The sequence below is a fragment of the Streptomyces sp. NPDC057694 genome (genome assembly GCF_042799415.1).
Lineage (GTDB): Bacteria > Actinomycetota > Actinomycetes > Streptomycetales > Streptomycetaceae > Streptomyces.
Window position 1 is genome coordinate 110,578 of record NZ_JBHVIX010000010.1, and the last position, 19,583, is coordinate 130,160.

Annotated in this window: 13 protein-coding genes; 7 read left to right on the forward strand and 6 right to left on the reverse strand. The window is 73.4% G+C overall.

The window, feature by feature from the left end; translation table 11 throughout:
- Window positions 1-9 precede the first annotated feature (9 nt).
- Together ACFVDP_RS22615 and ACFVDP_RS22620 are read right to left on the reverse strand one after the other, a co-directional pair.
- Window positions 10-1,266 carry a cytochrome P450 gene (locus tag ACFVDP_RS22615; protein ID WP_383492235.1) on the reverse strand — a complete coding sequence of 419 codons (1,257 nt, stop codon included), beginning with the start codon at window positions 1,264-1,266 and terminating at the stop codon, window positions 10-12.
- Window positions 1,263-2,042, reverse strand: a complete 780-nt coding sequence (locus tag ACFVDP_RS22620; protein ID WP_383492606.1) for an alpha/beta fold hydrolase — start codon at window positions 2,040-2,042, stop codon at window positions 1,263-1,265. Before ACFVDP_RS22620 ends, ACFVDP_RS22615 begins: the two co-directional genes overlap by 4 nt.
- 229 nt (window positions 2,043-2,271) lie before the next feature.
- Here ACFVDP_RS22620 and ACFVDP_RS22625 point away from each other — a divergent pair, with 229 nt between their 5' ends.
- The 4 genes from ACFVDP_RS22625 (at window position 2,272) to ACFVDP_RS22640 (ending at window position 7,607) form a co-directional block, all read left to right on the forward strand.
- Complete coding sequence (locus tag ACFVDP_RS22625; protein WP_383492609.1) at window positions 2,272-3,084, forward strand: pentapeptide repeat-containing protein; 813 nt, start codon at window positions 2,272-2,274, stop codon at window positions 3,082-3,084.
- A 107-nt stretch (window positions 3,085-3,191) separates the two neighbouring features.
- Entirely contained in the window at window positions 3,192-5,417 is a 2,226-nt protein-coding gene (gene cyc2 / locus ACFVDP_RS22630; protein WP_383492238.1) for a germacradienol/geosmin synthase Cyc2, read from the forward strand.
- A gap of 143 nt (window positions 5,418-5,560) precedes the next feature.
- The gene (locus tag ACFVDP_RS22635) at window positions 5,561-6,709 is read left to right on the forward strand and encodes an aminopeptidase P family protein (protein ID WP_383492241.1); all 1,149 of its coding nucleotides are present in this window, start codon (window positions 5,561-5,563) and stop codon (window positions 6,707-6,709) included.
- A gap of 4 nt (window positions 6,710-6,713) precedes the next feature.
- Window positions 6,714-7,607, forward strand: a complete 894-nt coding sequence (locus ACFVDP_RS22640; RefSeq protein ID WP_383492244.1) for an aminoglycoside phosphotransferase family protein — start codon at window positions 6,714-6,716, stop codon at window positions 7,605-7,607.
- Between the two features lie 487 nt (window positions 7,608-8,094).
- On the opposite strand, the gene treZ is transcribed toward ACFVDP_RS22640, so the two are convergent.
- Window positions 8,095-9,840, reverse strand: a complete 1,746-nt coding sequence (treZ, locus tag ACFVDP_RS22645; RefSeq protein WP_383492245.1) for a malto-oligosyltrehalose trehalohydrolase — start codon at window positions 9,838-9,840, stop codon at window positions 8,095-8,097.
- Window positions 9,841-10,118: 278 nt separating this feature from the next.
- On the opposite strand from treZ, the gene ACFVDP_RS22650 reads away from it, so the two are divergent.
- Window positions 10,119-10,694, forward strand: coding sequence for an FHA domain-containing protein (locus ACFVDP_RS22650; protein ID WP_383492248.1), 576 nt, complete (start codon window positions 10,119-10,121; stop codon window positions 10,692-10,694).
- 30 nt (window positions 10,695-10,724) lie between these two features.
- Here ACFVDP_RS22650 and ACFVDP_RS22655 read toward each other — a convergent pair whose 3' ends face one another.
- A complete protein-coding gene (locus ACFVDP_RS22655) occupies window positions 10,725-11,966 on the reverse strand; it encodes a M14 family zinc carboxypeptidase (protein WP_383492251.1) in 1,242 nt (413 codons plus the stop codon).
- 433 nt (window positions 11,967-12,399) lie between these two features.
- Here ACFVDP_RS22655 and ACFVDP_RS22660 point away from each other — a divergent pair, with 433 nt between their 5' ends.
- Window positions 12,400-13,557, forward strand: a complete 1,158-nt coding sequence (locus tag ACFVDP_RS22660) for a cytochrome P450 (protein WP_383492254.1) — start codon at window positions 12,400-12,402, stop codon at window positions 13,555-13,557.
- 15 nt (window positions 13,558-13,572) lie between these two features.
- On the opposite strand, the gene treY is transcribed toward ACFVDP_RS22660, so the two are convergent.
- Window positions 13,573-15,933 carry a malto-oligosyltrehalose synthase gene (gene treY / locus ACFVDP_RS22665; protein WP_383492255.1) on the reverse strand — a complete coding sequence of 787 codons (2,361 nt, stop codon included), beginning with the start codon at window positions 15,931-15,933 and terminating at the stop codon, window positions 13,573-13,575.
- Window positions 15,934-16,014: 81 nt separating this feature from the next.
- Here treY and ACFVDP_RS22670 point away from each other — a divergent pair, with 81 nt between their 5' ends.
- Window positions 16,015-17,283 (forward strand): MFS transporter, encoded by a 1,269-nt coding sequence (locus tag ACFVDP_RS22670; protein ID WP_383492258.1) that lies wholly within the window; start codon window positions 16,015-16,017, stop codon window positions 17,281-17,283.
- Here ACFVDP_RS22670 and glgX read toward each other — a convergent pair.
- Window positions 17,258-19,402 carry a glycogen debranching protein GlgX gene (glgX, locus tag ACFVDP_RS22675; RefSeq protein WP_383492261.1) on the reverse strand — a complete coding sequence of 715 codons (2,145 nt, stop codon included), beginning with the start codon at window positions 19,400-19,402 and terminating at the stop codon, window positions 17,258-17,260. The genes ACFVDP_RS22670 and glgX overlap by 26 nt on opposite strands.
- Window positions 19,403-19,583: the final 181 nt, after the last annotated feature.

The following is a 19,583-nucleotide window of genomic DNA, read 5'->3' on the forward strand; positions in this document are numbered from 1 at the left end:
GACCGTTCGTCAACCGACGTGTACCGGAAGTTCCTTGATTCCGTTGATGAAGTTCGACACGAGCCGTCGTGGTGCCCCCGCGAGCGACAGCTCCGGCAGGATCCGCCCCGTCTCCTCGTACAGCACGCGCAGTTGGAGCCGGGCGAAGTGCGCGCCGAGGCAGACGTGCGGGCCGTCGCCGAACGACACATGGGGGTTCGGGGTGCGGGTCAGGTCGAGGGTGAAGGGGTCGGGCCAGACGCGCTCGTCGTGGTTGGCGGAGGCGTGGAGGACGACGACCTTGTCGCCCCGGGCGATCCGGGTGCCGGCCAGCCGGGTGTCCTCGGTCGCCGTGCGGCGGAAGCTGAGGACGGGCGGGTGGCGGCGCAGCAGCTCGTCCGTCGCCGTCGTCGGGTCCACCGCTCCCGTGCGCAGCTGCCGGTACGCGGCCGGGTCCGCGGCCAGCAGGGCGAGGGCGCCCGGGGCCGCGCTACGGACCGTGTCGTTGCCCGCGATCGTGAGCAGGAAGAAGAACATCTGCCGCTCGGGCGCGGTGAGTTCGGGGTCGGTGGCGAGCGTCGTCATCACGTCGTCGGCCGGGTGGGCGCGCTTGTGGGCGGCGAGTTCGTCCGCGTACGCGAACATGTCGGCCAGCGCGGCGGGCGAGCGCGGGTTCACGGGCGGGCCGCCACTGGGGGACTCGTCGGCCTCTGCGGCGTCGTCCGGGTCCTGGTATCCGATGACGCGGCGCGTCCAGTCCAGCATCAGGGTGCGGTCCGACTCCGGGACGCCGAGCAGGTCGGCGAGGTTGAGCAGGGCGTAGTCGTCGGTGACCGCCGTGACCAGGTCCACCACGTCGTGCGCCGCGACGGCCTGCGTCAGCAGGGACACGGCCCGTGCGCGTGCCGCCCGCTCGAACGTCTCCACGCGGATCGGTGTGAACGCCCGGCTCACCAGCCGGCGCAGCCTGCCGTGGGCCGGCGGGTCCTGGTTCAGCATCATGGCGCGGATGAAGGGCAGGTCCGCCGGATCGGGGTCGCGGATCTGCGTCGCGCCCAGGTGCGAGGAGTACGCCGACGGATCCTTCAGGACCCGCACGACGTCCGCGTGCCGGGTCACCGCCCAGAATCCCGGCCCCTCCGGCCAGCCGAGGACCGCGGGCTCGGCCTGCCAGGACACCGGGTGGTGGTCGCGCAGCACGCGGTAGCGGTCGTGCGGGACGCCGCGCGCGTACAGCCGCGGATCGAAGACGTCGGGGGTCTCGTGGATGCCGGGTCGCGTCGTCATTCGGTGTCCGCCCGCAGGAAGTCCTCCGCGACCCGGATCAGCGCCAGCGGCGCCTCGTCCATCGCGTAGTGCCCGCACACCGGCAGGTCGACCAGCTCGCCGCGGACGAACCAGCGCAGCCACGTCGCCCGCATCAGGCCCGCGGGCAGCGCCGGGTCGAGCTGGCCGGTCACCGCGAGCGCGGGCACCGTCGAGCCCTCGACGGCCGTGTGGAAGTCGTCGCCGGTCCACGAGTCGAGCCAGCTGCGGAACGCCTTGGCGTCGCTGCACTCCAGCGAGCGGCGCACCATGCGGTCCAGCCAGGCCGCGGGGCGGACGCCGCCCGTGGTGACGTCGAGGATCGCGCGCCGGTGCTCCGGCTTGGCGTCCGCCGTCGAGAACAGCTCCCACTGCTCGGGCGGCAGCGGCAGACCCGACGCGGGGACCGGCGAGACGCCCACCAGACGGCGCACCCGCTCCTCGGCCGACGCCACCACGCGCTGCGCCACGCTGCCGCCCATCGAGTGCCCGATCAGCGAAAAGCGCCGCCAGCCGAGCCGGTCGGCGAGGTCCACGACGTCCGCCGCGGCCTCGGCCGTCGTGTACGCGCCCGGCACGTCCCGCGCCTCGCCGTAGCCCCGCAGATCCACGAACGCGTACTGGAACGCCTCGCGGTCCAGATCGGGCACGATCGGCGCGAACGCGGCACGGTCGGCGAACCAGCCGTGCACCGCGATCACCTTGTGCGGTCCGTCACCGTGCAGCTCGTGGGGGAGCCGGAACGCGAACGGCGACAGGGGGCCATGAGAGGAGAGGGGGGAGCGGGAGGAGTGGGAGGGGGCCACGTCGACTCCTGGAGGTCTGGGGCGATGCCGGTCGCGTCCACGGTTGCGCGGGGCCGGGTCCCCCACAAGGGTGCGTACACCGTCGATCGGTGACAATGGGGGCGTGACCTCCTCCGGCTCCGACCCCGATCCCGCCTCCGGCCCCGCATCCGATCCCGATACCGCCTCCGACCGTTCGGCTCTGCGCGCCGACTGCGGCAGCTGTTTCGGCCTGTGCTGCGTGGCGCTGCCCTTCGCCAAGTCCCAGGACTTCGCGGCGGACAAGAAAGCGGGCACGCCCTGCCGCAACCTCCAGGAGGACTTCCGCTGCGGCATCCACGCGAAGCTGCGCGACGTGGGCTACCGGGGCTGCACCGTCTTCGACTGCTTCGGCGCCGGACAGAAGGTCTCGCAGGTCACCTTCGAGGGCATCGGCTGGCGCGAGCGGCCGCAGACCGCGCGGACCATGTACGAGGTCTTTCCCGTCATGCGTCAACTGCAAGAACTTCTGCGGTACTTGACGGACGTACTGGAACTGCCGCGCGCCGCCCCCGTGCACCGCGAAGCGCGCGCCGCCCGCGCCGACATCGACCTGCTCACGCGCGCGAGCGCCGAGGAACTCCTCGCCGCCGACGTCCCCACGATCCGCGCCGACGTCAACGCCCTGCTGCTCAAGGCGAGCGAGCTGGAGCGCGCCGCCGTCGCGGGCCGCAAGAAGAACCACCGCGGCGCCGACCTGGTGGGCGCCCGCCTCGGGAAGGCCGATCTGCGCGGTGCCAACCTGCGCGGCACCCTCCTCATCGCCGCCGACCTGACCGGCGCCGACCTGCGCTCGGCGGACCTGATCGGCGCGGACCTGCGCGACGCCCGGATCGGCGGCGCCGACCTGAGAGGCGCCCTCTTCCTCACCCAGGCCCAGCTGAACGCGGCGCGCGGGGACGCGGCCACGCGCATCCCGGGCGACCTGGACCGCCCCGGACACTGGAGCGCGGCACGGGAGCGCGCGGGCAGCTGAGCACGGCCCGTCCCCGTCCGGGCCCGGATCGGTCCCCTTTCACGCGATAGTGCGATCATCTCCCTCTCCGGGGATGCCCGCCGGCGGTCACGGGTAGTGCCGCGCACATGACTGAGCAGTCCACCACCGCGGCCTCGCAGCCGTTCCAGTTGCCGCGCTTCTACATGCCGTACACCGCGCGCCTCAATCCCCACCTCGACGAGGCGCGCGCCCACTCCACCGCCTGGGCCCGGGAGATGGGCATGCTGGAGGGCTCCGGCGTGTGGGACCAGGGCGACCTGGAGGCCCACGACTACGGACTGCTGTGCGCGTACACGCACCCCGACTGCGACGGGCCCGCGCTGTCCCTGATCACCGACTGGTACGTGTGGGTCTTCTTCTTCGACGACCACTTCCTCGACATGTTCAAGCGCACCAACGACCGCGCGGCCGGCAAGGCCCACCTCGACCGGCTGCCGCTGTTCATGCCCAGGGATCTGGAGGACCCGGTGCCCGAGCCGGAGAACCCGGTCGAGGCCGGGCTCGCCGATCTGTGGCGGCGCACCGTGCCCGCCATGTCGATGGACTGGCGCCGCCGCTTCGCCGAGTCGACCGAGCATCTCCTCAACGAGTCGATGTGGGAACTGTCCAACATCGACGAGGGCCGGATCGCCAACCCCGTCGAGTACATCGAGATGCGCCGCAAGGTCGGCGGCGCCCCCTGGTCGGCCGGGCTCGTCGAGTACGCCACCGCCGAGGTCCCCGCGCCCGTCGCCCGGGCGCGGCCGCTGCGCGTCCTCATGGAGACGTTCTCCGACGCGGTGCATCTGCGCAACGACCTCTTCAGTTACGAGCGCGAGGTGCGCGACGAGGGAGAACTCTCCAACGGCGTCCTGGTCCTGGAGACCTTCTTCGGCTGTACGACGCAGGAGGCGGCGGAAGCCGTCAACGACGTACTCACGTCACGGCTGCACCAGTTCGAGCACACCGCGTTAACCGAGGTGCCCGCGCTCGCCGCCGACCAGGGACTCACCCCGGACCAGATCGCGGCCGTCGCCGCCTACACCCGGGGCCTCCAGGACTGGCAGTCCGGCGGGCACGAGTGGCACCTGCGGTCCAGCCGCTACATGAACAAGGGCGCCGTGCGCGACGGCGGCCGGCCGGGCGCGCTCTCCGGCCTCGGCGCCGGGGCAGCCGATGTGCGGGCCCTGTTCGACGCCCTGGGCGTCGAGCGGCTGCGGGCGTACACCCATGTGCCGTTCCGGAAGGTCGGCCCCTCGGTGATCCCCGACATCCCCATGCCGTTCGCGCTGCGGATCAATCACGGCCTGGACGGCGCCCGCGCCCGGCTCCTGCCGTGGGCGCACCGCATGGGCATCCTCTCGGAGGGCGTCTGGGACGAGGACAAGCTCGCGGCGGCCGATGTCGCGCTGTGCGCGGCGGGCATCGACCCGGACGGCACCCCCGAGGCGCTCGACCTCAGCGTCGCGTGGCTCGCCTGGGGGACGTACGCGGACGACTACTACCCCCTCGTCTTCGGGAGCCGCCGCGACCTGGCCGGCGCCAAACGGTGCACCGAGCGCCTGTCGGCCTGTATGCCGGTCGACGAGGAGCCGGTCCCGCCGCCCGCCAACGCCATGGAGCGCGGCCTCGTCGACCTGTGGGAGCGCACGGCCGGCGCGATGGACACCGACGAGCGCCGCACCTGGAAGGCGGCCGTCGAGGCGATGACGGAGAGCTGGCTGTGGGAGCTGGCCAACCAGACGCAGAACCGCGTCCCCGACCCCGTCGACTACCTGGAGATGCGCCGCGCGACCTTCGGCTCCGACCTGACCATGGGCCTGTGCCGGCTCGGCCACGGCCCGGCCGTGCCGCCCGAGGTGTTCCGCAGCGGGCCCGTGCGCTCCCTGGAGAACGCGGCGGTCGACTACGCGTGCCTGGTCAACGACGTCTTCTCCTACCAGAAGGAGATCGAGTACGAGGGGGAGATGCACAACGCGATCCTCGTCGTGCAGACCTTCTTCGGCGTCGACCACCCCACGGCCCTGCGGGTCGTCCACGACCTCCTGACCCAGCGCATGCGGCAGTTCGAGCACGTCGTCGCCCATGAACTGCCGCTCCTCCACGAGGACTTCGGCCTCGACCGCACGGCGCGCGCGGCCCTCGACGGCTACGTCCAGCAGTTGCGCGACTGGACGGCGGGCATCCTCAACTGGCACCGGCAGGTGGACCGCTACCGCGCCGACCATCTCGCGGCCCGCGCCCACGGCTTCCTGCCGGACCGGATCCCCACGTCGCCCGTGCCCCTGCTGACACCGGGCTCCGGCTCCGGTCCGCGGATCTTCGCCGGGTAGCCGGGCCGGCCGGGGTCGGCCGGGTCGCGTCGTGCCCCATGGCCGGGGGTGCACTCGCGCCGTCCCCCGAGGGCGGGCAGGATGCTGCCGTGGACGCGGCAGTCGCGAGAAACCCGCACGTACGTACCTATGGAGGACCGGACATGACGACCGGCACAACGGCGCCCTTCACCGCTGCCGACTACCAGGCCCGCATGGACCGTGCCGCGCGGTCCGCCGCCGACGCGGGTCTCGCCGGGGTGCTGGTGGCGCCCGGCCCCGACATGGTCTGGCTCACCGGCTACCACGTACCGGCCGACACCGAACGGCTCACCCTGCTGGTGCTGGCCGCCGGACAGCGGCCCACCCTCGTCGTGCCGACCCTGGAGGCGCCCGACGCCGCGAAGGCCGCGGGCGCCGACGCGATGACGCTGCGCGACTGGACCGACGGCAAGGACCCGTACGACGTCACGGCCCCCCTGATGGACGGGTCCGGCCGCTTCGGCGTCAGCGACAACGCCTGGGCGATGCACCTGCTCGGCCTGCAGAAGACCCTCCCCGACACCTCCTACGTGTCCCTGACCGAGGCGCTGCCCATGCTGCGCGCCGTCAAGGACGCCGCCGAACTGGAGCGGCTCGCGGCCGCCGGCGCCGCGGCCGACGCCACGTACGAGGAGATCAAGAAGGTCGCCTTCGCGGGCCGCAAGGAGATCGACCTCTCCCGTGAACTCGCCGACCTGCTGGGGCGGTTCGGGCACGAGCAGGTCGACTTCACCCTCGTCTGCTCCGGTCCCAACGGCGCCAATCCGCACCACGCGCCGGGCGACCGCGTCATCCAGGACGGCGACATGATCGTCCTCGACTTCGGCGGCCTCAAGGACGGCTACGGCTCCGACACCTCCCGCACCGTGCACGTCGGCGAGCCGACGGCCGAGGAGCGCGAGGTCCACGACATCGTGCGCGCGGCCCAGACGGCGGCCTGCGACGCGGTCCGGCCCGGAATCGCCTGTCAGGACGTCGACCGGGTCGCCCGCGCGATCATCACCGACGCCGGGTACGGCGAGTACTTCATCCACCGCACCGGGCACGGCATCGGCGTCACCACCCACGAGCCCCCGTACATGATCGAGGGCGAGGAGCAGGAGCTGGTGCCCGGCATGTGCTTCTCCGTGGAGCCGGGCATCTATCTGCCCGGCCGCTTCGGCGTACGTATCGAAGACATCGTCACGGTCACGGGTACGGCCGCTGGCGAGGGCGGGGGCGGCGGCAAGCGCCTCAACGCCAGCTCGCGGGACCTGGCGATCGTCGGCTGACGGCATGCGGGAGCCGCCCTCGGAGGACACCGCGCGCCGCCTCCTGAAGACCGTCCTTCCGGACGGCGACGGCGACGGCGTCGAGCTGCGTGCCGTCGCCGCGGACGGCGGGCACGCCGCATGGCGGGTCGGCACCGGGCATGTGCTGCGGCTCGCCGCCGACGGGCCGGCCTCCCGGGAACTGCGCCGCGAGGTGCGGCTGCGTGACCTGGTCCGTCCCTACGTCACCGTCGCCGTCCCCGCGTGCGCCGCCGCCGGGGAGTGGGCGCCCGGCCTCGCCTACACCCTGGACACCCGGCTGCCCGGGGCCTCCGCCGAGATCCGGGACGTCACGGCGGCCGGCGAGGAGGACCTGGCCGGTCTGCTCGCCGGGCTGCGGACGGTGCCGGTGGCGCGGGCCGTGCCGCTCGGGGCGCCCGCGGTGGCGCCCCGCTCCCTGGAGAACCTGCGGCGGGAGGCGGGCGTCGTCGCCGGGCGGCTCGACGGCGCCGGGGAGTTCGAGGCGGCCCGCCTCGGGCAGCTCACCGCCCAGGGGGTGACCCAGCTCGGACCGCAGCCCGACGCGGTCCTGGTCCACCACGATCTGAACGGGGAGCGGCTGACCGTCTCGGCGGACGGGCGCGTACGGGGTGTTCTCGGCTGGGCCGGCGTCGTGGTGGGTGATCCGGCGGAGGACATCGCGGGGCTGGCGATCTCGGTCGGGGCGCGGGCCGCTGTGCGGGGGGCTACTTTGGCCGGGTACGGGGCGCGGGTGTGTTTGCGGGGGCTGTGGCTGGGGCGGTGCGATGCGCTGGTCCGGTTGAGCGCGCGGCTCTCCGACGGCGGGGACGCCGGGCTGTCCCGGATCCGCCTGGAGCGCGCCTGGGAACCGATCCTCCTGGAACTGGTGACGGACTGACCCGGTCTGCGGCCCGGTGGGGGCTGGTCGCGCAGTTCCCCGCGCCCCTGAAGCGAGCTGCGCTCGCCCTTGTTCTCGGGTGCGGGCCGGTGGCCGCTTCTCGCGCAGTTCCCCGCGCCCCTGAGATGCGCACTTCGTGCACCATCTCATCAGAGGCGCGCCACCCGACCCTCAGGAGAAGCGCGCCACCGGCCCTCAGGAGAGGCGAGCCACCGCGGCCCTTCAGGAGATGCGCTCCCCCGGCTAGCAGGAGATGCGCGCCCCCGCCCCTCGGGAGAGGCGCGCCACCCGTCCCTCACCGGAGGCGCGCCCCTGCCCTTCATCAGAGGCGCGCGAAGCGCAGCCTCAGGGGGAGGCTGCGCGGAGCGCATGCCTCAGGGGCGCGGGGAACTGCGCGAGAAGCGGCCACCGGCCGTCGGTCGAGCGACAACCCGATAGGGGCGCGGGGAACTGCGCGACCAGCCCCCACCGGGCGCGCGCTCGGGGGCTAGGGCGCCTCCACCACCACGCACGACTCGGCCGGGACCGTCAGGAGCCCGTCCACTCCGGGGACCTCGATCGGCTCCCACGCGGCGAGCAACCGTGTCACAGGCCGCCCCAGAGGAATCGACACCGGCACCGCGGACAGATTCACCGCCACCCGGACATCCCCGCGTCGAAAGGCGACCCACCGAGCCCGCTCGTCGAAAGCGACCCGTACCGCCGCCAGATCCGGATCCCGAAGATCGGTACGGGCGTGCCGCAGAGCGATCAGCGCCCGGTACCAGGCGAGTACGCGCGCGTGGTCCCCCGTTTCGAGCTCCGGCCAGTTCAGACAGGACCGCTCCCGGGTGGCCGGATCCTGCGGATCGGGAATGTCGGCCTCGGCCCAGCCGTGCGCCGCGAACTCCCGGCGCCGCCCCTTGCGGACGGCCTCGGCGAGAGCCGGATCGGTGTGGTCGGTGAAGTACTGCCACGGCGTGCTCGCCGCCCACTCCTCGCCCATGAACAGCATCGGCGTGAAGGGGCCGGTCAGCACCAGCGTCGCCGCGCAGGCCAGCAGGCCGGGGGAGAGGGACGCGGCGAGGCGGTCGCCCTGGGCGCGGTTGCCCACCTGGTCGTGGGTCTGGGTGTAGGCGAGGAGCCGGTGCGCGGGGACCCGCGAGCGGTCCAGGGTGCGGCCGTGCCGGCGGCCGCGGAACGTCGAGTACGTACCGTCGTGGAAGAAGCCGTGCGTGAGCGTCTTGGCCAGCGACGCCATCGGCGCCCGCGCGAAGTCGGCGTAGTAGCCCTGCCGTTCGCCGGTGACGGCGGCGTGCACGGCGTGGTGGACGTCGTCGTTCCACTGCGCGCGCAGGCCGAGGCCGCCCTCGGCGCGGGGCGTGATGACGCGCGGGTCGCCGAGATCGGACTCGCCGATCAGGAACAGCGGACGCTCCAGACGCACGGCCAACTCGTCCACGGACGCCGACAGTTCCTCCAAAAAGGGCAGCGCGCGGCGGTCGTGGAGTTCGTGGATCGCGTCCAGGCGCAGGCCGTCGATGCGATAGTCGCGCAGCCAGGCGAGCGCGCTGCCGATCAGATAGGCGCGGACCTCGTCGGACCCGGCCGCGTCCAGGTTCACGGCGCTGCCCCAGGGCGTGTGATGGGTGTCCGTGAAATACGGGCCGAACGACGGCAGGTAGTTGCCGGACGGGCCCAGGTGGTTGTGGACCACGTCGAGGACGACCCCGAGACCCAGCTCGTGCGCCGCGTCGACAAAACGCTTCAGCGCCTCCGGGCCGCCGTACGGCTCGTGCACGGCCCACAGACTGACCCCGTCGTAGCCCCAGCCGTGCCGGCCGGGCACCGGGCACAGAGGCATCAGCTCGACGTGCGTGACGCCCAGTTCGGCCAGATGGCCCAGGCGCGCGGCGGCCGCGTCGAGCGTGCCCTCCTTCGTGTACGTGCCCACGTGCAGCTCGTACAGGACGGCTCCGGTCAGATCGCGCCCGGCCCAGTCGCCGCGCCACGCGTACCGCCGGTGGTCCACGACGGCGCTGAGCCCGTCGGGTCCGTCGGGCTGGCGCGGCGAGCGGGGATCCGGCAGCAGCGGGCCGCCGTCGAGCACGTACCCGTAACGGTCCCCGTCGGCGGCGTCCGCCGTCGCCGCCCACCAGCCCGGACGGTTCGCGTCACGCTCCAACGCGCGCGTGACGCCCTCCAACCGGAGTTCCACATGCTCGGCCTGCGGTGCCCACACCTCGAACTGCACGGACGTTCCCCCTCGCGCAACAGGTTGCCCACTCACGGTGACGATGCGTCCCATGGTGCGTCAGACGTGATCGCCGCGCCGCCGGTTCGGCGAGGTGGGTTCCGTTTCACACGCGGATCGCACGCGGTCGACGCGCTTTTGCTCCACGGGACACCCGCCCCGCGCCGCTCCGATCCCACCCCGGTGAACCCGGCACAGGATCCGTCGTATCAGCCGTCTCTGCCGGACGCTTCTCGATTTCTGGACACCCCGGCCGTCACTGCCGGACAATCGCCACTGTGACGTCCTCGTTTGAACACCACACGTACCCGGCGCGGCTTTCCGACGCCGAGCGTGACCGTGCGCTGAAGGTGCTCAGGGACGGCGTCGCGCTCGGCCGGCTCTCGCACGACACGTTCGTGCGCCGCATGGAGGTGGCCCTCACCACGCAGAAGCCCGAGGAACTCGCGGCGCTCACCGCCGATCTGCGGCACGAGAACCGCTGGACACGGGCGATGCTCGGCGCCGTGGGCGCCGTCTCCGGGTTCACGGTGCGGCTGCACCGGGCCTGGACCGTGGAGCGGCTGCCGAAGCTGCTGCTGCCGCCCGTCGACCGGCCGCACCCGCTGCGCATCGGCCGCGACCCGGCCAACGGCCTGCGGCTCAGCCACGAGACGGTCTCCCGGGTGCACGCCGAGCTGAGCCGCCAGGGCGGCCTGTGGATACTGCGGGACCTCGGCTCCACCAACGGCACGTCCGTGAACGGACGGCGGGTGATCGGCGCCGCCGTCGTCAGGGACGGCGACCAGGTCGGATTCGGGCGCATGTCGTTCCGGCTGTCCGCCGACGGCGGCTCCGCGGCGGGCCGGGGCTGACCGGCACGCAGGGCGCGGGACCGGGGCCGCTCAGCCCTGCGCCTGCTGGACCGCCGCGATCGTGGTCCGCGCCTGGTGCTCGATCTGGCTGGCCACCGGCACCCACCGCGCCCCGAACCGGTCCGCGTACACCTCGCACCAGCGGGTGACGAGAAGATCGAGCCGGGGCGCCGCCCGGTCCTCGGCCTCTTCGAGGGTCCGCAGCAGCATGGCGGCGGCCCGCAGCGGCAGCCGCCGGGCGAACGCGTCGATGCTGCCGATGTACGCCATCGTCGCGTCCGGCGGTGGCGGCTGCATCCAGTCGTCGGCGAGCCCCGGCACCAGGCTCAGCGCCCAGCGCGCGGCCCGCAGCAGCGGTCCGTGGGGGCCGGGGAGCCGCGGCAGCGCGTCCGCGAGGATGTCCTCCACGAGCCGGGTGTCGTGGCTGAGTCGCTCCGAGAGCCGCCGCAGCGCCCGCTCGGGGGCCGGATGCGGCGCCGGGTCGTCCACCAGGTCGCTGGCCCACATCGGCACCTCCACGATCGCCGTGGAGCCGCCGTACTTGTGGGCGTGGTGCCAGGTGGAGTGCCGGGCGTCGTCGGGCAGGCTCGGGAACGCGGCCTGCGCGTCGGGGTCCGGCATCACATGCACGCCCGGCCCCGAGGCGGGCCAGCCCGCCGCGTCCGAAGCGCCCGTCTCCACCGGTATGTGCAGCTCGGCCGCCGACTTGGCGAACGGCTCCGCGAGGCCCGGGATGTCACGCGTCAACTGCACCCAGCTGCCCCCCAGTTCGGTCCCGTGCAGGGACACCTGGAGGTAGGGGCGCAGCTCGTCGATGACCCCGGTGAGCGTGGTGGTCTCCGGGGGGAGCCGGTCGGCCGGCAGGACCGAAGGGGACCACTCCGGCTGCTCGGGCCCGGCCGGGCGGAAGAAGCCGCGGTGGTAGTCGAGCAGGGTGCGCGGCGCGGGGTTGGTGTGCAGGGCCGCGCCGTCCGGGTCGGCGCACAGCAGGAAGTGCCAGGAACGGTCGGATCTCAACGCCTGCTCGAAGAGCGCCCGCTGGGCCAGGTGCAGCGCCGTGGCACCGCCGGTGGGCTCGTTGGAGTGGGCGCCCGCGACGACCAGGACCGTGCGCGTGTCGTGGCCCACGGACAGCAGATGCAGGGGACGCCCCGCGCGTGAAGTCCCCACCTGGCGCAGTCGGCACAGGTCGGGTCGTACAGTCGTCAGCTCCCGCGCTGACCGGGCCAGTTGGGCCGCATTGGGGTACCGCTGGTCCGTCAGATGACTCACCCCCGTTGGTGCTCCCGCCGTCGGCAATCCGCAGTACCCCACGCTTGCCGATCCCTGTCAAGAAGGTCTGTACCGGTGCCGTGCCGACCCGCTCGGTACCCCGGCCGCCGGGGCGCCCGCTCCCGCAATCATCCCGGAAACGCCCGGCTCTCCGAGGCGGATTCCCGGTTCCGGTCCGCCGTCTTCGTCGACGGCCGCCGTGCCGACGCGGCCCGCCTGCGCATCGTGCTCCCGCCACGGATGTCGGCGAGGCGGAGTTCACACCGAGTTCATACCCACGCGCGCGTAGGGTCGACTCCGCGCCGAGGCGCTCCGGTGGGCGCGTCCGTCACCCGTACGGCCGCACGGGTGCTGCGCGCCCGAGCCGGTGGTGGTGCCCTGGGAGCATCCGTGCGCGGCACCCGGCGCACCGGCCCAGAGAGGGAGCCCCGCGGTGCTGTGCCCCCTGGAACCCGCCGCGCGACCGGCCACCAAGGGACCGCGCCGCCACCCGGCGCCCCCGAGCCTGGCCGAGCCGGACGTCGCACGCGACCCGTACCCCCTCTACCGCACGCTCCGCGACGCGCACCCGCTGCGCCACGACGAACCCTTCGGCGCCTGGCTGCTCAGCCGCCACACCGACGTCCGCGCGGCGCTCGCCGATCCCCGCCTGGTGGCTCCGCCGCCCGGGCGCACGTTCACCCACCTCGAACAGGGCACGCACGCCGCCCACCGGGCGCTCGTCTCCCCGGGGCTGCAAGGGCGCGCGCTGGCCGCGCTGCGGGCCGGCGTGGAACGCGCCGCGTACGTCCTGGCCCGGCGCCTCGTCCGGCGCGAGGAGGCCGACCTGGTCGAGGAGTTCTGCCGCTGGCTGCCGTCGGCCGCCGTCGTCGCCGCGCTCGGCCTGCCCCACGAGGAGACCGCCCGCGTCACCGCGTGGAGCCGTACGGACCTGACCCACCTGGGCGCCGTGCCCGCCGACGTGGAGACCGCCCTGCGCCCCCACATCGCCCGCCGCCGCGCCCGCCCCGGAGCCGACCTCCTGTCGGTCCTGTGCACCGCGCGGGCCGACGGCCGCCCCCTGCCCGACGAGGCCGTCGCCGGGATCGTGGCGACCCTGCTCGGCGCGGGCGGCGAGGCCACCGGCCGGGCCCTCGCCGCACATCTCGCCAATCTCCTCGACCACCCGGCCCAGCTGGCCCTGATCCGGGCCCGGCCCGCGCTGACCGACGCGGCCTGGGCGGAGTCGCTGCGCCGCGACCCGGCCGTCCACCTCGTGCTGCGCCGCGCCCTCGCCCCGGTCCCGGTGAGCGGCGGCACGATACCCGCCGGGGCCACCGTGGCCTGCCTGCTGGGCTCGGCGGGCCGGGACGCGGCCCGCTTCCCCGACCCCGACCGCTACGACCTGTTCCGGGCCGACCCGGGCCAACTGGCCTTCGGCGCGGGCCGGCACCGCTGCCTCGGCGTCCCGTTCACCCGCCTGATCGCGGGCTCGGGCCTGTCCGCCCTGCTCGCGGCCCTGCCCGGCCTCGCCTGGGCACCGGGCTTCCGGCCCGCCCCGGAGGGCCTGCTCACGCGAGCGCCGACCGCCCTCGTCGTCCGTACCCACTGAGAACGCGGGACCCGACTAGTCGCCCCGCACCAGCAGCGCCACCGGCAGCTCGCCGAACAGCTCACCCACGCGCGTGGGACCGCTGAACCGCCGGCCGGGCGTGAGGAGTTCGGACCACTCGCCCTCGGGGAGGACCAGCTCCGTGTCCCGCCAGCCGCCCGCCTCGGCCAGCCGCAGCGAGAGCCGGGTCGCCGCCACGACCACCCGGCCGGAGCGCACATAGGCCGCGCAGTGGGCCTCGCCGGGGCCCCGCGCCGTCAACGGCTCGTATGTCGCGGCCCCGCCGAACCACTCGGGATGTTCGCCGCGCAGCCGCAGCGCCGCCCGGGTCAGCGCCTCCTTGTCCCGCGACAGCGCACCGTGTGCCTCCCCGTCCTTCTCGTCGAAGCGGGCCGGGGCGCGGTTGTCCGGGTCCACCAGGGCGCGGTACTCGCGCTCGCTGCCCTGGTAGAGGTCGGGCACCCCGGGCATCGTCAGGTGCACGAGCGCCGCGCCCAGGACGTTCGCCCGCACATGGGGGAGCAGCCCGTCCATGAACCGCAGCACCTCGTCGCCCGGAGGGCCGCACGGACCGGACGCCACGAAGCCCCGTACGGCGTCCTCGTAAGCGGCGTTCTGCTCCGTCCACGTCGTGAAGAGGCCCGCCTCGCGCGCGTGCTTGAGCATCGCCTGTTGCAGTCGCTCCGGCTCGGCCGGGCCGAGACCGGCCACCATCTGCCAGGCCGCCCAGGCCAGTTGGGGGTCGGGCGCCGTGGCCCGCCCGGCCACTTCGGAGAGGAGCGTCTCCCACCGGTCCGGGCACTGGGTGAGGACCGAGATGCCCGCGCGCACGTCGGCGCTGCGCTTCGTGTCGTGCGTGGACAGCACCGTGGAGGTGTCCGGCCAGTCGCGCTGCACGCGCGCGCAGTACGCGTGGAACGCCTCGGCGGAAACGGCCGGCTCACGCGGGCAGCCGCCCACCTCCAGCGCCGACAGGAGCGGCGTGTACCGGTAGAACGCCGCGTCCTCGACCGACTTGGCCCGCAGCGCCGACGACGTCTGCGCGAACCGGGCCCGGAACGCCTCGTGCCGCGGCCCCGCCCCGAGCAGGCCGAGCGCGAGATCCCGTACGACATCGACCGCGCGGGCCTCCTCGGGCACCGCGAACGCCGTCTTTGCGTCCTCGGCCGCCGCGGCCGTCAGCACCGTCTCGGGGGCGTCCCCGCCGGACACGTACGGCCGGTAGACCGGAACGCGCACCAGAAGCTCGCACAGGGCCGTGCGCAGCGCCCACGGCGCGTGGTCGCGCAGCCGGGGGTCCGGGGCGCACAGGGCGACCGCCTCGCGCGTCAGCCGGTCCACCTCGGCCGCCAGGCCGTGGGCGACCACCTGATCGGCGGCACGGTGCGTCGTCTGCGCCCAGCGGCCGCCCGCGTCGTCGGCGACGCCCGTGAAGCGCCGGAACAGGCCGAGGAGCTGATCGGCGCCGGCCGGGTCGGTGAACAGGCCGTCGATGTGGCGCAGCGCGTCGTAGCCCGTGGTGCCGGCCACCGGCCAGGCGGCGGGCAGCCGCTCGTCGTCCTCCAGGATCTTCTCGACCACGGTCCACCGGCCGCCGCTCGCCTCGGCCAGCTGCCGCAAGTAGGCGCCGGGTTCGGCGAGCCCGTCGGGATGGTCGACGCGCAGCCCGTCGACGACGCCCTCGCGCAGCAGCCGCAGCACGGTCGCGTGGGTGGCGTCGAAGACCTCCGGGTCCTCCACCCGCACCGCGATCAGGTCCGAGATGGTGAAGAACCGGCGGTAGTTCAGCTCCGTACGGGCAAGGCGCCACCAGGCCGGGCGGTACCACTGGGCGTCGAGCAGCTCCGGCAGCGGCAGCGACTCCGTGCCCGGCCGCAGGGGGAACACGTGGTCGTAGTAGCGCAGCACGTCGCCGTCCACCGTCAGGTGGGGCAGTTCGTCGCCCACGTGAGAGGCGAGGACCGGCAGCAGGACCCGGCCGCCCTGAGCCTCCCAGTCGATGTCGAACCAGCGTGCGAACGGCGACGACGGCCCGTCCCTGAGGACGTCCCACAGGGCGCGGTTGTGGCGCGGGGCCGCCGCCATGTGGTTGGGCACGATGTCCACGACGAGGCCGAGACCGTGCGCGCGGGCGGTGCGAGACAGGGCCCGCAGTCCCTCCTCACCGCCCAGCTCCGCGCGTACGCGCGCGTGGTCGACGACGTCGTAGCCGTGCGTCGATCCGGGCACCGCCTCCAGGACGGGCGACAGATGCAGATGGGAGACCCCCAGGGAGGCCAGGTACGGGACGGCCGCCGCGGCGGCGGCGAACCCGAAGTCCGGTTGCAGCTGGAGCCGGTAGGTGGCTGACGGCGTCGTCGGGGCGTGAGGCGTCATGCGAATCTACGTACCCGTAAGGGCGGCTTTCGTGTCATCGCCGCATGCATGGACCGCGGCGCACCTCGTTAGTTTCGGACGATGACCGGCACACCTGTGGAGACCAGCACCCCCGGCGGCACGCTCAACACCTACCGGCGGGTCCTCGCGGTGACCGGGCGGCCGCTGCCCTTCGTCTCCTTCCTCGGACGGCTGCCGGTCGCCGTCATCCAGTTCGGCAGCGTCCTGCTGGTGACCCGTACCAGCGGCTCACTGGCCACCGGCGGCACGGTCGCCTGCGCGCTCGCGCTAGGCCAGGTCGCCATGGGCCCCCTCGTGGGCCGGCTCGCCGACCGGCACGGCCAGCGCCCGGTCGTGCTCGCCTTCGCCCTGGCCAACTCGCTCGCCATCACGCTCTACACCCTGGGCGCCCTGTACCACCTGCCGACGCCCGCGCTGATCGCGCTCGGCATCGCGGCGGGCGCCACCGTGCCCGGCATCGGCCCGCTCGCGCGGGCCCGCGGTGTCGCCCTGGTCCGCCGCGACGGCGCCGACGAGCGGGTGGTCGACGCCGTGCTGTCCCTGGAGTCGACGATGGACGAACTCTCCTTCGTCCTCGGCCCGGCCCTCATCGGCGTCGCCTCGGTCGTCGCGCACCCCGCCTACGCGTTCGGCGTGGCCGCACTCCTGGTCGGCGTCTGCGGCACCGCGTTCGCCCTGCACCCGACGGCCACGGCCGTGCCGCGGGCGGCCCCGGTCGCGCGGGCCGACCGCACGAAGCGGCCGCGGATGCCGCGCCAGGTCCACGTCGTCCGCGTCGGACTCGTCCTCCTGGGCGTCCTGCTGGGCGGCTGCGGCGCCGGGATCACCGCGCTCACCCAGGAACTGGGTCACGAGGATCAGGCGGGGCTCGTGTACGCCGCGATGGGGGTCATGAGCGCCGTCGTCGGCCTGTCCATGGCGGCGGTGCCGGAACGGTTCACGCTGCCGGCCCGCTGGCGGGTCGCCACGGCCGCCGCCGCGCTGCTGTCCCTGCCGCTGGTCGTCACCGACACCATGCCGGTGCTGTACGTGGTCGTGACCGTCTTCGGCGCCCTGTTCGCCCCGAACCTGATCACCGGCTTCGGGCTCACCGAACGCGCCGTGCCGCGCGACCGGCTCGCCGAGGGCATGACAGTCGCCGCGAGCGCGTTCGTCGGCGGACAGGCCGTCACGCTCGCCGTGGCGGGGCGCCTCGCACAGGCCCACGGCCCCGCTGCCGCGTTCGCGGTGGGCAGCGTGGCCGCGGGGCTCGCCTTCCTCGTGGCGCTGCGCGTACGCCCCCTCAAGGGCGCCGCCGGTCCGGCTACGCCGGCCGTCGCAGCACGGTGAGGCTGCGGCCCACCAGCGTCAGCCGGTCGCCCGCCTGCACCTTGGGGCCCTCGTCGGCCGGAATCCCGTCGGGCAGCGCCGTGTCGACCACCGTGTGCCATTGCAGGCCGTGATTGACCGGCACCAGGAACTCCTGCGCTTCCGGATCGGCGTTGAACAGCAGCAGGAACGAGTCGTCCGTGATGCGCTCGCCCCGCGACCCCGGCTCCGAGATCGCGTTCCCGTTCAGGAACACCGACATCGCGCGGGCCTGCGCCGCGCCCCAGTCCTCCTGCGTCATCTCCTCGCCCTCGGGGGTGAACCAGGCGATGTCCGACAGGTCGTCGTGCGTCCCCTCCACGGGCCGGCCGTGGAAGAAGCGCCGCCTGCGGAAGACCGGATGCTCACGGCGCAGCCGCACCATCGCGCGCGTGAAGGCCAGGAACGGGTCCTCGCCCGCCTCCCCGGACGCCTCGCTCCCCTCGCCGCCGGAGGGCGCCCAGCTCACCCACGCCAGCTCGTTGTCCTGGCAGTAGGCGTTGTTGTTGCCGCTCTGGGTGCGCCCCAGCTCGTCACCGTGGCTGAGCATCGGCACGCCCTGCGACAGCATCAGCGTGGCGACGAAGTTGCGCATCTGGCGGGCCCGCAGGTCCAGGACCTGCGGATCGTCGCTCTCGCCCTCCGCGCCGCAGTTCCACGACCGGTTGTGGGACTCGCCGTCCCGGTTGCCCTCCCCGTTGGCGTCGTTGTGCTTGTCGTTGTACGAGACCAGGTCGCGCAGGGTGAAACCGTCGTGGCAGGTCACGAAGTTGATGGACGCCAGCGGCCGGCGCCCGTCGTCCTGGTACAGGTCCGACGAGCCGGTGAGCCGGCCCGCGAACTCGGCGAGCGCCCGCGGTTCGCCGCGCCACAGGTCCCTGACCGTGTCCCGGTACTTGCCGTTCCACTCCGTCCACAACGGCGGGAAATTGCCCACCTGATAGCCGCCCTCGCCGACGTCCCACGGCTCCGCGATCAGCTTCACCTGGGAGATGACCGGATCCTGCTGCACCAGGTCGAAGAACGACGACAGCCGGTCCACCTCGTGGAACTGCCGCGCCAGGGTGGCCGCGAGGTCGAAGCGGAATCCGTCGACGTGCATCTCCTCGACCCAGTAGCGCAGCGAATCCATGATCATCTGCAGGACGTGGGGAGACCGCATCAGCAGCGAGTTTCCCGTCCCGGTGGTGTCCATGTAGTAGCGCTGGTCGTCCGTCAGCCGGTAGTACGACGGATTGTCGAGCCCCTTGAAGGAGAGCGTCGGACCCAGGTGGTTGCCCTCGGCCGTGTGGTTGTAGACCACGTCCAGGATGACCTCGATCCCCGCCTGGTGCAGCGCGCGGACCGCCGACTTGAACTCCAGGACCTGCTCGCCCCGGTCGCCCCAGGAGGCGTACGTGTTGTGCGGGGCGAAGAAGCCGATCGTGTTGTAGCCCCAGTAGTTGTTCAGGTCCATCTCGACCAGCCGGTGGTCGTTGACGAACTGATGGACCGGCATCAGCTCCAGCGCCGTGACGCCCAGTTCCGTGAGGTGGTCGATGATCGCCGGGTGGGCGAGCGCCGCGTACGTGCCGCGCAGTTCCTCCGGCAGATCCGGATGCTGCATGGTCAGGCCCTTCACATGGGCCTCGTAGATCACCGTCTCGTGGTAGTCGATGCGCGGCGGCCGGTCGTCACCCCAGTCGAAGTAGGGGTTGACCACCACGGACGCCATCATGTGCGGTGCGGAGTCCTGGTCGTTGCGCTCGTCGGGGGAGCCGAAGGGATAGCCGTACACCGACTCGTTCCAGTCGATCTTCCCGCTGAGGGCGCGCGCGTAGGGATCGAGCAGCAGCTTCGCCGAGTTGCAGCGCAGACCGTGCTCGGGCTCGTAGGGGCCGTGGGCGCGGTAGCCGTACCGCTGACCCGGCATCACTCCCGGTAGGTAGGCGTGCCGCACGAAGGCGTCCGACTCGCGCAGTTCGACCGCGGTCTCCGACCCGTCGTCGTGCAACAGGCACAGTTCGATGCGGTCCGCGGTCTCCGAGAAGACCGCGAAATTGGTTCCGGCGCCGTCGTACGAGGCACCCAGCGGATACGCCTGTCCAGGCCAGACCTGCATGCTGACGACTCTTCCACTTCCGGCCCGGGGCTCCGGGCGACATCGGACAGTCTCCCCCGAACATGGCGGAACCAGCCGGGAGTTGGCTCCCTCTTACAGGAAGACCACGCAATACCGGTATGCCCACCGGTGGGACTGCCGGGGACAAAGGGGGAAGATGTGCGCGCGCTAGCAAGACGCC

Excerpts from the sequence above, each read along its gene's own strand:
- ACFVDP_RS22670 (WP_383492258.1), top strand. The coding sequence starts at position 16,015 with ATGACCGGCACACCTGTGGAGACCAGCACCCCCGGCGGCACGCTCAAC.
- ACFVDP_RS22635 (WP_383492241.1), top strand. The coding sequence starts at position 5,561 with ATGACGACCGGCACAACGGCGCCCTTCACCGCTGCCGACTACCAGGCC.
- cyc2 (WP_383492238.1), top strand. The coding sequence starts at position 3,192 with ATGACTGAGCAGTCCACCACCGCGGCCTCGCAGCCGTTCCAGTTGCCG.
- ACFVDP_RS22615 (WP_383492235.1), bottom strand. The coding sequence starts at position 1,266 with ATGACGACGCGACCCGGCATCCACGAGACCCCCGACGTCTTCGATCCG.
- treY (WP_383492255.1), bottom strand. The coding sequence starts at position 15,933 with ATGACGCCTCACGCCCCGACGACGCCGTCAGCCACCTACCGGCTCCAG.
- glgX (WP_383492261.1), bottom strand. The coding sequence starts at position 19,402 with ATGCAGGTCTGGCCTGGACAGGCGTATCCGCTGGGTGCCTCGTACGAC.
- ACFVDP_RS22640 (WP_383492244.1), top strand. The coding sequence starts at position 6,714 with ATGCGGGAGCCGCCCTCGGAGGACACCGCGCGCCGCCTCCTGAAGACC.